Below are 13,560 nucleotides of genomic sequence, written 5' to 3'. Positions count from 1 at the left end.
CAGAGCTTGTCGCAGACAATCGCTTCACCAGGCGCTTTCGCCACCGTGCGTCCTCCCGCTACTCTTTGATATCAGGCCATGCTATCCAATTGCATATGCAATTGGCAAGTGGTATTTGCATATGCAATTGAGCGCCAGCGAGCGACGGAGCGAAACGGTGACCGAGACCCTGCATCTGGCCGAGGCTCTTCTGCCCGAAGGTTTTGCCAGCGATGTGAAGCTGACCATTGTCGAGGGCACGATCGCGTCCGTTGAGACAGGGGTGAAGCCAGCAGGGGATCAGCACAGCTTCTCAGGGATCGCTCTGCCCGGCATGCCGAACCTGCACAGCCATGCCTTCCAGCGCGGCATGGCCGGCTTGTCCGAGCGCCGCGGCGCGCCGGAGGATTCCTTCTGGACCTGGCGCGAGGTGATGTACCGCTTCCTCGACCGGCTCGATCCCGATGACGTGCAGGCCATTGCCGCGCAGGCCTTCGTCGAGATGCTGGAAGGCGGCTTCACTGCGCTCGCCGAGTTCCACTATCTCCATCACGACAAGGACGGGGGCGCCTACGCCAATATCGCGACGATGGGGCAGGCGATCGCCTCGGCCGCGCAGGAAACCGGCCTCGGCCTCACGCTTCTGCCGGTGCTCTATCGCTTCGGCAATTTCGGGCAGGCGCCCTCGGTCCACGGCCAGCGCCGCTTCGTCAACGAGCGCGACGCCTATCAGCGCCTGCTCGAAGGCAGCGCCACCGCGATCCGCGACCTGCCGGACGCGCGGCTCGGCGTCGCCCCGCATTCACTGCGCGCGGTCGCGCTCGACGATCTCGATTGGGTCTCCTCGCTGCGCCCGAACGATCCCGTACATATCCATGTCGCCGAGCAGGTGCCGGAGGTCGAGGCCAGCCTGAAGATCACCGGCAAGCGCCCGGTCGAACTGCTGATGGACACGATCCCGCTCGACAAGCGCTGGTGCCTGATCCACGCGACGCATCTGAGCGATTCCGAGCGGAACGGCATCGCGCGCAGCGGCGCAGTGGCTGGGCTGTGCCCGATCACCGAGTCCAGCCTCGGCGACGGCATCTTCGATGGCATTCGCTATGCCCAAGCGGGCGGCGCCTATGGCGTCGGCAGCGATTCCAACATCCAGATCGATGCCGGCTCGGAACTGCGCCAGCTCGAATACTCGCAGCGCCTGCGGGATCGTCGCCGCGCGCTCTTCGCCGAGGAGAAGGCTTCGACCGGTCTCGCGCTCTGGCAGGCCGCTTGTGCCGGCGGCGCGCGGGCCTGCGGCCGTGCCATCGGCGCCATCGCGCCCGGCCACCGCGCCGATTTCATCACGCTCGATACCGATCATCCGGCCCTCGTCGGCCGCTCCGGCGCCGAGGCGGTCGACAGCGCGATCTTCGCCGCCAACGCCATGCCTTTGCGCGATGTCGTCGTCGGTGGCAGGAGGGTGGTGGCCGAGGGGCGCCATCTCGCCCGCGATTCGGTGCGCGCGCGCTTCGCCAGCGTGATGCGGCGCCTGCTCGCAGCGGAGTAACCAGGGACGACGATGACGGAAACCCGGCTCGACGCGGTGAAACTGGACGGTGCCGGGCCGGTCTATGACCAGATCCGGCGGGCGATCCGCGATCTCGTCGTCAGCGGGGAATGGCAGCCCGGCACGAGCGTGCCGCCGGAGCATGCGCTGATGGAGCAGCTTGGCGCATCGCGCATGACCGTGCATCGCGCTCTGGTACAGCTTGCCCGCGAGGGGCTGATTACCCGCCGCCGCCGCTCGGGAACCGTGGTCGCGACGCCGCCGGCGAGCCACGCCATGCTCGACATCCTCTCGATCCCGGAAGAGGTGCGCCAGCTCGGCCAAGCTTACGCGTATGAGGTGCTGGCGCGCACCGACGGCCGGCCTTCGCCGGAGGTCGCCGAGCTGTTCGGCCTGAAGCGCTCCGACAAGGTGGCGCATCTCATCGTGCTGCACCGGGCTGACGGCAAGCCGCATGTTCTGGAGGAGCGCGTCATCCATGCTGCCGGCGTGACCGGACTGGCGGATGAGAACTTCGCCGAGACGCCGCCGGGCGACTGGCTGCTGCAGCATAGCCTCTGGTCGCAGGCCGAGCATGCGATTAGTGCGATCGGGGCAGGGGAGGAGCAGGCGGCATTGCTCGACATCGCGGTCGGCGAGCCCTGCCTGCTGGTCGAGCGGCGGACCTGGAACCAGTCGCATCCGGTGACGGCGGTGCGCCTGCTCTATCCGGGCTTCCGCCACCGCTTCGTCGGGCGCTTCGGACCGTATGGGGCCGCCTGAGAGCAGCGCGCCTCACGCTCTCCGCAAAAGAAAAGGCCCGCCGGTCGGGCGGGCCTTCGTTTTAGGTGATGCTGCCTCAGCAGTCGTAGACGTAGCGGCGGCCCCATTCGTCGCGCCCGTAACAGCGCTGCGGCGTTGCCGCGCCGCCGATGATCGCGCCGCTCGCGCCGCCAATCGCGGCACCGGCCAGGGCGCCGCCGGCGCGTCCGGTGGCTGCTCCGCCGATGATGGCGCCGGCGCCCGCGCCGACCAGCGCGCCCGTGCCGGCATTCTGTTCGCGGGCGGTACAGGCGCCGAGAGCGGCACCCAACGCCGCGACGAGCATTAGCTTCTTGATGATCATGACCTCTCCTCCTCCATGAGATAACGAGTCGCTCGAAGCACCAAACAGCCCCCGACGGCTTAAGTTCCGCCGTAGGGCGGGAGACCATCGCCGCTTTGGCCCGGTCATCATTGGGGAGGCGGGCATTGTGTCGGCACGAGGGCCGCGAAAATTCGCCGGCCTGCCGGAACCTATCGCCGCAGCATCGGTTGAAGAGGCAAGTCCCGCCGGAGGGCGCTTTCTCCGGCATCCCATTGCGACACAAGGGGGAAGACGATGACAGATGTTCCCATGACTGCCAGCTCGACAGCCGCTGCTGCGACCGCCAATCCGCTCATTGCGGGTGCCCGCGTCGCCGGTACGGATGTCTACAATGCGGGCGGCGATCATCTCGGCGAGATCTACGACGTGATGCTCGACAAGCTGACGGGCAAGGTCGCCTACGCCATCATGTCCTTCGGCGGTTTCCTCGGGTTGGGCGAGAAGTATCACCCGATCCCCTGGAGCGTGCTCGACTACGACACGCAGCGCGGCGGCTATGTCGTTCCGCTGACCAAGGAACAGCTCGAGGCCGCGCCGATGTACGATAGCGAAGGCGAGCCCGACTGGGAGGACAAGGCTTACGGCAAGCGTGTCCACGACTACTACGGCACGATGCCCTACTGGATGATGTAGCAGCCGCGCGTTTTCGCGCGAAGCGGATATCGGTTCGCGAGACGAGCCCAAACTCCCGCCAGCGAAGACGCGACAAATCTGGATTTGAATCGATTCCGCTTTTTGAGGAAAGGCGGAATCGATCCAGGCGCAGGTCGCGGCGGTTGCTATCCCCCCAGCCGAACCGTCGTGGCGGCGGGATGCGGGCCGAAAGGCCCGCATCTTCTTTTTGGTGCTCTTCGCAAAACGCCTGAATTTGCGGCGGATCGCGTATTTTTCACCGCCCTCTGGGAACAGCAGCACCTCTTCGTGCGTCTAGCCGCTGGGGGAAGACGACGCCCGATGATCCGCAGCAGCCCCTGAGCGAAGCGGTCCGGCCCTCAATCAGGAGAAGGCGAGATGCGCATCCGTTACGGCTATCGGATCGAGTTGGTCTGTGCCCATGACATGCCGTTGATCACGCTGCTCGATGTTCACCCGTCGCGCCGCCACGATCTGACGACGCCGGATGAGATGAAGCTGACCGCGCTCGCCGATCCCTCCTTGCCGATCGCGATGACGCAGGATCTCGACGCCTTCGGCAACATTCGCCGCCGCATGGTCGCGCCCCCTGGTGGCATCCGCCTGGAATCGCAGGGCATCGTCCACGATTCCGGCGAGCCCGATGTCGTCAATCCGGCGGCCCGCGAAATATCGCCGTCGCGTCTCCCCGATGCAGCCCTCATGTATCTGCTCGGCAGCCGCTATTGCGAAACGGACAAGCTCTACGACCAGGCCTGGAGCCTGTTCGGGCTTGTTCAGCCGGGCTGGCCGCGCGTGCAGGCAATCGTCGACTTCGTCCACAATCACCTGACCTTCGGCTATCATTTCGCCCGAAATACCCGCACGGCCGCCGAGGCTTTCGAGGAGCGTATCGGCGTCTGCCGCGACTTCGCGCATCTCGCCGTCGCGCTCTGCCGCTGCATGAACATCCCGGCGCGCTACTGCAACGGCTATCTCGGCGATATCGGCGTGGCGCCCGATCCGGCGCCGATGGATTTCAACGCATGGTTCGAGGTCTTCCTCGGCGGGCGCTGGTACACATTCGATGCCCGCCATAACGAGCCGCGCATCGGCCGCGTGGTCATCGCTCGCGGCCGCGACGCCACCGATGTCGCCATGATCAGCTCCTTCGGTACCCATACGCTGCAGCGTTTCGAGGTCGTTACCGAGGAGGTGGAGGACGTGTCGATGCCTCTGGTGCCGGCGATGTCGGAACAGTTCGACGCCCGCCCGGCCGCCGCGTAAGCGCCCTTGCGCGTGGTCGAACGCCACCCATCTACCCCAGCACCATGCGCTACACGATCGTCGTCAATGCCCGCGCCGGAACCGTCCTCGAGGCCGGCGCGGATGCTTTCGTCGCGCGGCTTAAAGCAGCTTTCGCCAACCATGGCTGCGGCACGGAGATCCGCCTCGTGCCTCCGCGCGAGATCGACGATGCGCTTTCGCTGGCGATCTCGGATCGCCACGCGATGCCGGTCCTTGCCGGCGGCGACGGCACGATCAACGGCGCCTTGCCGGTCCTGATCCAGGCTGACCGTCCGATCGGCATCCTGCCGATGGGCACGGTGAACGTGCTCGGCCGCGACCTCGGAATCTCCGGCACGCTGGAGCAGCAGATCGCGGCGCTCTGCCGGGGCGAGCCGGTCGAGATGGATGTCGGCCGCGTCAACGACCGGCTGTTCCACTCGCTTTCCGGCATGGGCTTCTTCAGCCTGATGGCGCGCGAGCGCGAATATGCGCGCCGGCGCTTTCCCTTCAGCCGAAGCGCCGCGTTCAGTGTCGCCGCGACGCGCTCGATCCTGTTCACCCGGCCGGTCACGCTCGACATTAAGGTCGGCACGGATCACAGCATCGTTGAGGCCGATGCCGTGCTCGTCACGGTCAATCGCTTCGAGGGCGCCGACTGGCGGCGGCCCCGGCTCGACGACGGCATTTTCGAGGTCCATGTCCTCAATGCCGGCGGTCTCTACTCGCGCAGCAAGGCGGCGCTGTCGGTGGTCTCGGGCCGTTGGCGCGACTCGCACAACCTGACCTCCTTCACCGGCGATGCGGTGACGCTGATGCGGCGCGACAAACGGCGCGGGCACATCACCTTCGATGGCGAGGTCGAGCGCAAGGTGGGGCCGTTGAGCTACGGCCTGCTGCCCAAGGCGCTGCGGGTGATTTCCGCCCGCCCGGCGCAGGCCTGACAGTCGGGTGCCGCAGGAGCGGCAGAACGCCGTCTTTTCGACATCGCCTGCCGTCCGCTAACCTCAAGCTCGACACCTGTCGGAGATCGCCTTCGTTGCCCGAGCCTCGCATCCTGGTTCCCGCCGCCGCCCTGGTCTTCCTGGGCCTCGCGCTGCTGATCGTCTCGGGGCACAAATTCTCCTTCGACACCACGCTGATCATGCTGTTCCGCGATGCCGCCAATCCCGCGGTTCCGCTCGGCCCGGCCTGGTTCCATGAAGCCGTCCGCGACATGACCGCGCTCGGCAGCTTCGTCGGCCTGTTCTTCATGGCGCTGACGGCGACACTCGCGCTCTGGCTCTGCGGCTACCGCCATCTGGCGATCGGGCTCGTCGTCAGCCTCGTCGCCGCCTTCCTGGCGAGCACCGTCCTGAAAATCACGATCGCCCGGCAACGGCCCGATATCGTCGAGCACGCGGCCTTGACCTTCACGGCGAGTTTCCCCAGCGGCCATGCCTTCCTTTCGGCCGCGACGTTGCTGACCATCGCGAGCTTCGTCGGCCTTGCCTCGCGCCGAACCGATATTGCCCGCTTCTGCATGGCGATGGCCGTGATCTTGACCGGCCTGATCGGCCTCAGCCGCATCTATCTCGGCGTGCACTGGCCGACCGACGTCCTCGGCGGCTGGTGCCTCGGCATCGTCTGGTCGGGCGTCGCGACGGCCTGGCTCGGCCGCAGGATGGTGGCTTCCGACCCAGCGTGACCGGGCTCAGCGCATGTCGATCGTGGCGTTGACGCCGAGATCGGGCGTGCGGCCGAGGATCTTGGCCGTCGCCAGCTTGAAGGCGACGAGCACGCTGCTCGACGGGCCGTCCCAGATCTCGGCCGAGGTCGGCGTGAGCGCGAGCAGGGTCGCGTCGGGGTCGTCGGGGCCGTTCGGGAACCAGGCGCTCGCCATCGGCGTCCAGACGGCGCGCAGCGTCTCGCGGCCCGGCACCTCGGAGGCCGAGCAGGAAATCGCGGCGTAGAAATTGCGGTCCTCATGGCTGATCGCCACGTTGACGGAAGGCGAACGCAGCGCCGCGCCGATGATGCCGGTATGCCGGTGCGTGATGAAGAGCAGGCGGTGGTGGTCGCGGTCGAGCTGGCCCGACATCGGCCGGGTCTTGATATCGCCGTCGGCGACGAGCGAAACCATGTAGACGGGATGGGCGGCGAGGGCCGACCAGATGCGCTCCTGCAGTTCGGTGTCGGGCATGGCAACCTCCTGCCGGTGCGATCCTGTCACGGCCAAGCCTCGCATGGAACCGATCCGTGCGCCATGCCAACGCCGGGCGGATTGCATCGTTCCCGGCGCGCTGCGGAACATCGCGGCCCGGTCGGCGTTGAGATCGGGCTCGCGGTTCGTCCGCCTTCGACAAGGATACTTCATGCTCGCTTCGCGCAATCTTCTGGTCGTGCTCGTCCTCGTGCTCGTCGCTGCGCTCGCGGTGACCGGCTATTCGCTCTACCAGGAGAAGAAGCAGCCGGATGGCGTCGAGATCTCGGTCGGCAAGAACGGGCTGTCGATCAAGGAAAAATAGCTCCGCCGCAGCTTGCGATGCTCTCGCGGGGGAGCCGGCTGCCCGTAGGGTATTGGCCTTGCCGGCCCAAAGGCGCTAACACCCGAACCACGAACCTGTGTCGTGGGAGAACCAGATGAACGCGCCCTTCAAGAACCTGATCGCCGGCGAATGGGCCGGCGGGTCCAATGCCTCCCGCAACATCAACCCCTCGAACACGAACGACGTGGTCGGCGAGTACACGCAAGGCTCGGTCGAAGACCTGAACAACGCGGTCGCCGCCGCCAAGGCGGCCTTCCCGGCCTGGAGCCGCTCCACCCCGCAGGAGCGCTACGACATCCTGAAGAAGGCCTCCGACGAGATCCTCGCCCGCAAGGATGAGCTCGGCCGCCTGCTCGCGCGCGAGGAGGGCAAGACGCTGGCCGAAGGCATCGGCGAGGCGACCCGCGCCGGCCAGGTCTTCGCTTTCTTCGCCGGTGAGTGCCTGCGCCTCGGCGGCGAGATGGTTCCGTCGGTGCGTCCCGGCGTCGGCGTCGAGATCACCCGCGAGGCGGTCGGCATCGTCGGCATGATCACGCCCTGGAATTTCCCGATCGCGATCCCGGCCTGGAAGATCGCGCCGGCTCTGGCCTGGGGCAATTGCGTCGTCATCAAGCCGGCCGATCTCGTGCCGGGCTCGGCCTGGGCGCTGGTCGACATCCTCCAGCGCGCCGGCCTGCCCAAGGGCGCGCTCAATCTCGTCATGGGCCGCGGCTCGGTCGTCGGCCAGGCGCTGCTGGAGCACAAGGACGTCACCGCCATCTCCTTCACCGGCTCGGTCGGGACCGGCCGCAAGGTCGCGGCTGCCTGTATCGCCTCGAACCCGATGAAGAAGGTCCAGCTCGAGATGGGCGGCAAGAATCCGCTCGTCGTGCTCGACGATGCCGATCTGAAGGTCGCCGTCGAGGTCGCCGTCAACGGCGCCTTCTTCTCGACCGGCCAGCGCTGCACGGCCTCCTCGCGCCTGATCGTCCAGGCCGGCATCCACGACAAATTCGTCGAGGCCTGCATCGAGCGCCTCAAGACCGTCGTCGTCGACGATGCGCTCAAGGCCGGCACGCATATCGGCCCGGTGGTCGACCAGAGCCAGCTCGACCAGGACCTGAAATACATCCAGATCGCCAAGGACGAGGGCGGCAAGCTGGTCTTCGGCGGCGAGCTGCTGAAGCGCGACACCCCCGGCTTCTACCTCCAGCCGGCGCTGTTCACCGAGACCACCAATGCCATGCGCATCTCGCGCGAGGAGGTCTTCGGACCGGTCGCCAACATCGTCCGCGTCAAGGATTATGACGAGGCGCTGGCCGTCGCCAACGATACCGAGTTCGGCCTCTCCTCCGGCATCTGCACGACCTCGCTGAAGCATGCGACGCATTTCAAGCGCAACAGCGAGGCCGGCATGGTGATGGTCAACCTGCCGACGGCGGGCGTCGATTATCACGTCCCGTTCGGTGGCCGGAAGGGTTCCAGCTACGGCCCGCGCGAGCAGGGCGCCTACGCCAAGGAGTTCTACACCACGGTCAAGACGGCCTACACGCTGGCCTGATCGGTTCGGAACCGATGACGATTCGAGGGCCGCGCCGCGAGGCGCGGCCCTTCTCGTTCAGAAGCCTTCCAGAACGATCTTGCCCTTGGCGCGGTTGCTCTCGATCAGGGCATGCGCCCGCTTGAGATTGCTCGCGTTGATCGTGCCGAAATGCTCGGCCAGCGTCGTGCGGATCTGGCCTTCATCGACCAGCCGCGAGACCTCGGCCAGGAGCTTGCCCTGCTCGCCCATGTCCGCGGTCTTGAACAGCGAGCGCGTGAACATCAGCTCCCAGTGCAGCGACAGGCTCTTGCGCTTCAGCGGATTGACATCGAGCGTCTTCGGGTCGTCGATCAGGCCGAACCTTCCCTGCGGCGCCATCAGTTCGACGATGCCCTCCAGATGGGTGTCGCTATGCGTCGTCGAGAAGACGAAGGCCGGCGCGCCGATGCCGAGCGCCGCGACCTGCGCCGGCAACGGCTTGCTGTGGTCGATGACATGATGCGCGCCGAGTTCCTGCGCCCAGGCGCGGGTTTCAGGCCGTGAGGCGGTGGCGATCACTGTCACATCGGTGAGCTGGCGCGCGAGCTGGATCGCGATCGAGCCGACGCCGCCCGCGCCGCCGATGATGAGCAGGGCATGCGCCCCGCCGGGCACGGGCTTGCGGATGTCGAGCCGGTCGAACAGCATTTCCCAGGCGGTGATCGCGGTCAGCGGCAGGGCGGCGGCTTCGGCGAAGCCGAGGCTCTTCGGCTTCGGCCCGACGATGCGCTCGTCGACGAGATGGAATTCCGCATTCGAGCCCGGTCGGTCGATCGCCCCGGCATAGAACACGGCATCACCCGGCTTGAAGCCGGTCACCTCCGGCCCAACCGCCTTGACGATGCCCGCCGCATCCCAGCCGAGCACGCTGGTCTGGCCTTCCGCCGGCTGGCTGCGGACGCGGATCTTGGTGTCGACCGGATTGACCGAGATCGCCTTGACCTCGACCAAGAGGTCGCGTCCGGCCGCCTTCGGCTCGGGCAGGTCTAGAGCGATCAGGCTGGTCTCGGCGGTGATGGGTTGCGATTGGCGATATCCGACGGCGCGCATGGCGTCCCTCCTGCATTGCGATACAGCCGAGATGCGCATAACATTGAAAACACGCAAGAACGCACAATTTCAGCCTATAGTGTCGAAAAGGATACCGTCATGCCGCCGCGCTTCCAGGAGCCCTATTGTTCGGCCGGCTGCCCCGTCGAGGCGGCGCTCGGCCTGATCGGCGGCAAGTGGAAGGGCATCGCGCTCTATCACCTGATGGGCGGCACCTTGCGCTTCAACGAGATCCGCCGGCGCATTCCCGGCGTCACCCAGCGCATGCTGACGACGCAGTTGCGCGAGCTGGAGGCGGACGGCCTGATCGTGCGCGTCGTCTATCCGGAAGTGCCGCCGCGGGTGGAATACAGCCTGTCGACGAAGGGCCGGACGCTGGAGCCGGTGATCATGGCGCTGAAGAGCTGGGGCGAGGCGCATGCCCGCGCGCCGCAGCCTCAGGCGGCCGAAGCGGCGGCCTGAAGGCTCAGCCGACCGGGACGACGTCCACGGCGACGCCGACCTTCTGCGTGCCCGGCCCGATCACCACGCCGTCGAGCGGGGCGACATCGGCATAGTCGCGGCCGAAGGCGGTGACGATATGGTCGTCGGCGACGATCAGATCATTGGTCGGATCGAGCCCGACCCAGCCGATCTCCGGCCCGCACCACAGCATCGCCCAGGCATGGCTGGCATCGGCGCCTTCGAGCCGCTTCTGGCCTGGTGGGGGGATGGTGCGGATATAGCCGGAGACATAGGCCGCCGGCAGGCCGAGGCCGCGCAGGCCGGCGATCATGATATGCGCGAAATCCTGGCAGACGCCGTGGCGCTGCTCGAAGGCCTCGGCCAGCGGCGTCGTCACCTCCGTCGCCTCGGGGTCATAGGTGAAATCGCGCCTGATCCGGGCCATCAGCTCGCAGGCCGCTTCCAGCACGGGGCGTCCCGCCTCGAAGCTCGAACGCGCATAGTCGACCACGACCGGAACCTGCGGCACGAGCCGGCTGGGATAGAGATGATGCGCCGGCGAATCCGGCGCGAGGCTCCGGGAATCGAGGGCCAGCGCCGCGACATCCTCCCAGTTCCGCGTCAGCCCGGCATGGGGCGGCAGCGGGCGGTCGACCTCGATCCGCGCCCGCATCTCGAGCTTCAGCTCGCGATGCGGCTTGGTGATGGTGATCGTGGTCATCTGGTTGCCGAAGAAGCAGATGCCGTTATTGCGCTCGGCCGGGCGGGGCGTGATCAGCAATTCGCTCTTCAGCACGCGCTGGCCGTTGCCGTCGCGCGGCAGCAATCGCAGGATGCAGCGGGAAAAGGGCACCGGCCGGCTATAGCCGTAGGTGGTGATGTGGCGCAGCTCGTAGATCACGCGATGCTCGTCATCCGCGAGCCTTCGGGGCCGCTGTTCTGCAGGAAATAGCGATCGGCGATCGCGCCCGAGAGCCCCATCAGCAATTGCTCGAACAGCAGGATGCTGGTCCGGTCGAGTCGGCTCGCCTCCATCGTCCGGCAATCGGCCGCGAGCCGCAGCACCAACCGGCGGGGCGCTTCCAGCATGCCGTCATCGGCAAGCGCCGGCAGGTTCGCGATCTCGGTGTCCAACCGCTCGACCTGGAAGGCGACCGAGCGCGGATTGTAGGGATCGAGCATCACGAGATCGAGCACCGGCTGCAGGCTGGCGCCGAGCAGGTAGCGCGAGCGGTAGGTGATCTGCGAATCCGTCAGGTCGAGCAAGGCGTCCAGATTGTCGCCGGAGGCGTTGCTGTCCGCAAGTTGCCGGGCGAAGCGGCAGGTCGCGATGCCGCGCTCCAGGCGCCGGCCGATATCGAGGAAGCGCCAGCCATTGCCGCGCACCATGTTCTCCTGGCCGAGGCCGGAAAAGGCGGCGAGCGATTTCAGCGCCCGGTCGGCGATCTCGTAGGTCTCGCCCTCGCTCGGCTTGCGGCCGTCCTCGGGGTCGAGCTGGTGCTGGAGATCGCCGAACAGCCGCCAAGCATCGACGGAGAGGCGCTCGCGGATGACCGACGCCGTGCGCCGGGCTTCGCGCAGCGAAGCGGCGGCCGAGCCGTAATCGTCGAGGCTGTAGATCGCGGCATAGGCCTGCGCTGCCGGCGTCCGCTTCTCCTGCCCGCCCGGGGCGGCGCCGGAGGCGACGAGCATGCCGGCGAGCTGGCGCACCGTGTCGTTGCGCCCCGGCGCCGGATCGGGATCGATCTGCCGGCCGAGCAGCGCACGCACGAGACGCAAGGTCGCCTCGCCGCGCTCCAGATAGCGCCCGAGCCAGAACAGGTTGTCGGCGGCCCGGCTCGGCAGCGTGCCGGTGACGCGGCGGATGCTGACCCGGTCCGGCGTCGGCAGCAGGCTGACCTGGGCGACGGGCTCCTCCGAGGTGACCCAGACGTCGCTGGAACGCACGCCGTTGCGCATGCTGACGGCGCGGGCATCGGGCTCGTCGGAAATGCGGCAGAACCCGCCCGGCATCACCTTCCAGCCGTCCGGCGTCGCGGCGGCGAAGACGCGCAGCGTCATCGGATGCGGTTCGAGCCGCCCGTTCTGGAAGACCGGCATGGTCGAGAGCCGGACGACCTCCTGCCCGACATAGTCCATGCCGCGCGCCTCGATGCGTTCCCGCAGGGCCGCCCGCTCCGTCTCCGGCAGTTCCCCAGCGACGACCTGCGTCGAATCCGCGCCGTTGCCGGCGCCGCGGAAGGCTGGCGCGATGCTCATCTCGCCGAGCCGGTCGAGCACGGTCCGGCGTTCCCGTGGCTGCCCGCACCACCAGGTCGCGATATTCGGCAGGATCAGGTCCCGGCCCAGCACATGCCGGGCGAGCGCCGGCAGGAAGCCCATCAGGGCGCGCGCCTCGACGACGCCGGAGCCGAGCCCGTTGGCGACACGGACCTGGCCCTGCCTGACGGCCTCGACCAGCCCGGCGACGCCGAGCGCCGAGCGCGAGTTGAGCTCCAGCGGATCGGCGAAATCGCCGTCGATGCGCCGCCAGATCACGTCGGCCCGTTTCAGGCCGGCGATGGTGCGCACATGCACCCGGCCGTCGCGCATTAGCAGGTCGCCGCCCTCGACGAGCAGGAAGCCGAGATAGCGTGCGAGATAGGCCTGCTCGAAATAGCTTTCGTTGAGCGCACCCGGCGTCAGCAGCGCGATGCGCGGCTCGACGCGCTTGGAGCGCGCGACCAGCCCGGCCCGGAAGCTCTGGAAGAAGGCCGCCAGCCGCTCGATATTCATGCTGCGGAACATGTCCGGAAAGGCGCGCGCCAGCGCCAGCCGGTTCTCCAGCGCATAGCCGGTGCCGGACGGCGCCTGTGTGCGATCCTGCAGCACCCACCAGCGCCCGTCCGGGCCACGGCCGAGATCGGCGGCATATAGCTGGAGCGTGCCACCGCCCGCGATGCCGTGCAGCGGGCGCAGGTAATCCGGGCTGCCGGTGACGACGGCGGCCGGCAAATGGCCTTCCGCGATCAATTCGCCCGGCCCGTAGATGTCGTCGAGCACGGTGGAGAGCAGTTCGGCGCGCTGCGTCACGCCGGCCGCGATCACCTGCCATTCCGCCTCGGGTATGACGAGCGGCACATGCGAGAGCGGCCAGGCCCGTTCGCCGACGCCGGGATCGCGCTCGTCGATATCGCCATGGACGCGATAGGAGACGCCGGTATCGCGGACATGCCGGTCGGCGAGCCCGAAGCGCTGGGTCAATTCGGAGGGCGACAACGCGCACCATCCCGACAGGAACGGCTCCCAATGCGGGCGTACATTGCCGCTGCCGTCGATGAACTCGTCGAACACGCCGGGCAGCGGGCGATAGCCGGCAAGCAGCGCCGCGCGTCGCTCGGCCCTGCTGCGTCCCGATCGGGTGCGGCCCTGCACCGGCATGCTTCGC

14 protein-coding genes are annotated in these 13,560 nt (G+C 67.6%); 9 read left to right on the top strand and 5 right to left on the bottom strand.

The window, feature by feature from the left end; translation table 11 throughout:
• The first annotated feature begins 157 nt into the window (after positions 1-157).
• A complete protein-coding gene (locus JHD80_RS02070; protein WP_349237191.1) occupies positions 158-1,525 on the top strand; it encodes a formimidoylglutamate deiminase in 1,368 nt (455 codons plus the stop codon).
• Positions 1,526-1,537: 12 nt separating this feature from the next.
• The gene (locus JHD80_RS02065; protein ID WP_199084711.1) at positions 1,538-2,287 is read left to right on the top strand and encodes a UTRA domain-containing protein; all 750 of its coding nucleotides are present in this window, start codon (positions 1,538-1,540) and stop codon (positions 2,285-2,287) included.
• Positions 2,288-2,363: 76 nt separating this feature from the next.
• Here JHD80_RS02065 and JHD80_RS02060 read toward each other — a convergent pair whose 3' ends face one another.
• Positions 2,364-2,630 (bottom strand): glycine zipper domain-containing protein, encoded by a 267-nt coding sequence (locus JHD80_RS02060; protein ID WP_199084710.1) that lies wholly within the window; start codon positions 2,628-2,630, stop codon positions 2,364-2,366.
• Between the two features lie 270 nt (positions 2,631-2,900).
• Between JHD80_RS02060 and JHD80_RS02055 the strand changes: the two genes are divergently transcribed.
• The 4 genes from JHD80_RS02055 (at position 2,901) to JHD80_RS02040 (ending at position 6,237) form a co-directional block, all read left to right on the top strand.
• Positions 2,901-3,284, top strand: coding sequence for a PRC-barrel domain-containing protein (locus JHD80_RS02055; RefSeq protein WP_248311339.1), 384 nt, complete (start codon positions 2,901-2,903; stop codon positions 3,282-3,284).
• A 378-nt stretch (positions 3,285-3,662) separates the two neighbouring features.
• Positions 3,663-4,550: a transglutaminase-like domain-containing protein gene (locus JHD80_RS02050; RefSeq protein WP_199084708.1), complete on the top strand. Its 888-nt coding sequence runs from the start codon at positions 3,663-3,665 to the stop codon at positions 4,548-4,550.
• Positions 4,551-4,594: 44 nt separating this feature from the next.
• Entirely contained in the window at positions 4,595-5,494 is a 900-nt protein-coding gene (locus JHD80_RS02045; protein ID WP_199084707.1) for a diacylglycerol/lipid kinase family protein, read from the top strand.
• A gap of 95 nt (positions 5,495-5,589) precedes the next feature.
• A complete protein-coding gene (locus JHD80_RS02040) occupies positions 5,590-6,237 on the top strand; it encodes a phosphatase PAP2 family protein (protein ID WP_199084706.1) in 648 nt (215 codons plus the stop codon).
• 6 nt (positions 6,238-6,243) lie between these two features.
• On the opposite strand, the gene JHD80_RS02035 is transcribed toward JHD80_RS02040, so the two are convergent.
• Positions 6,244-6,732, bottom strand: a complete 489-nt coding sequence (locus JHD80_RS02035; RefSeq protein ID WP_199084705.1) for a pyridoxamine 5'-phosphate oxidase family protein — start codon at positions 6,730-6,732, stop codon at positions 6,244-6,246.
• 172 nt (positions 6,733-6,904) lie between these two features.
• Here JHD80_RS02035 and JHD80_RS02030 point away from each other — a divergent pair, with 172 nt between their 5' ends.
• Together JHD80_RS02030 and JHD80_RS02025 are read left to right on the top strand one after the other, a co-directional pair.
• Positions 6,905-7,057 carry a hypothetical protein gene (locus tag JHD80_RS02030; RefSeq protein ID WP_199084704.1) on the top strand — a complete coding sequence of 51 codons (153 nt, stop codon included), beginning with the start codon at positions 6,905-6,907 and terminating at the stop codon, positions 7,055-7,057.
• Positions 7,058-7,172: 115 nt separating this feature from the next.
• On the top strand, positions 7,173-8,618 hold the full coding sequence (locus JHD80_RS02025) for an aldehyde dehydrogenase family protein (protein WP_199084703.1): 1,446 nt from the start codon (positions 7,173-7,175) through the stop codon (positions 8,616-8,618).
• Positions 8,619-8,675: 57 nt separating this feature from the next.
• Here JHD80_RS02025 and JHD80_RS02020 read toward each other — a convergent pair whose 3' ends face one another.
• Entirely contained in the window at positions 8,676-9,689 is a 1,014-nt protein-coding gene (locus JHD80_RS02020) for a zinc-binding alcohol dehydrogenase family protein (protein WP_199084702.1), read from the bottom strand.
• A gap of 99 nt (positions 9,690-9,788) precedes the next feature.
• Here JHD80_RS02020 and JHD80_RS02015 point away from each other — a divergent pair, with 99 nt between their 5' ends.
• Positions 9,789-10,151: a winged helix-turn-helix transcriptional regulator gene (locus JHD80_RS02015; RefSeq protein WP_199084701.1), complete on the top strand. Its 363-nt coding sequence runs from the start codon at positions 9,789-9,791 to the stop codon at positions 10,149-10,151.
• 4 nt (positions 10,152-10,155) lie between these two features.
• Here JHD80_RS02015 and JHD80_RS02010 read toward each other — a convergent pair whose 3' ends face one another.
• Positions 10,156-11,034: a transglutaminase N-terminal domain-containing protein gene (locus tag JHD80_RS02010; RefSeq protein ID WP_199084700.1), complete on the bottom strand. Its 879-nt coding sequence runs from the start codon at positions 11,032-11,034 to the stop codon at positions 10,156-10,158.
• Positions 11,031-13,553, bottom strand: coding sequence for a circularly permuted type 2 ATP-grasp protein (locus tag JHD80_RS02005; protein WP_199084699.1), 2,523 nt, complete (start codon positions 13,551-13,553; stop codon positions 11,031-11,033). The genes JHD80_RS02010 and JHD80_RS02005 overlap by 4 nt, the downstream gene beginning before the upstream one ends.
• Positions 13,554-13,560: the final 7 nt, after the last annotated feature.

Origin of the sequence: Allobosea sp. ASV33 (assembly GCF_016428755.1) — a bacterium.
Classification (GTDB): domain Bacteria; phylum Pseudomonadota; class Alphaproteobacteria; order Rhizobiales; family Beijerinckiaceae; genus Allobosea.
The sequence above is the reverse complement of the archived record's forward strand: the minus strand, read 5'-3'. Positions and strand labels throughout refer to the sequence as shown.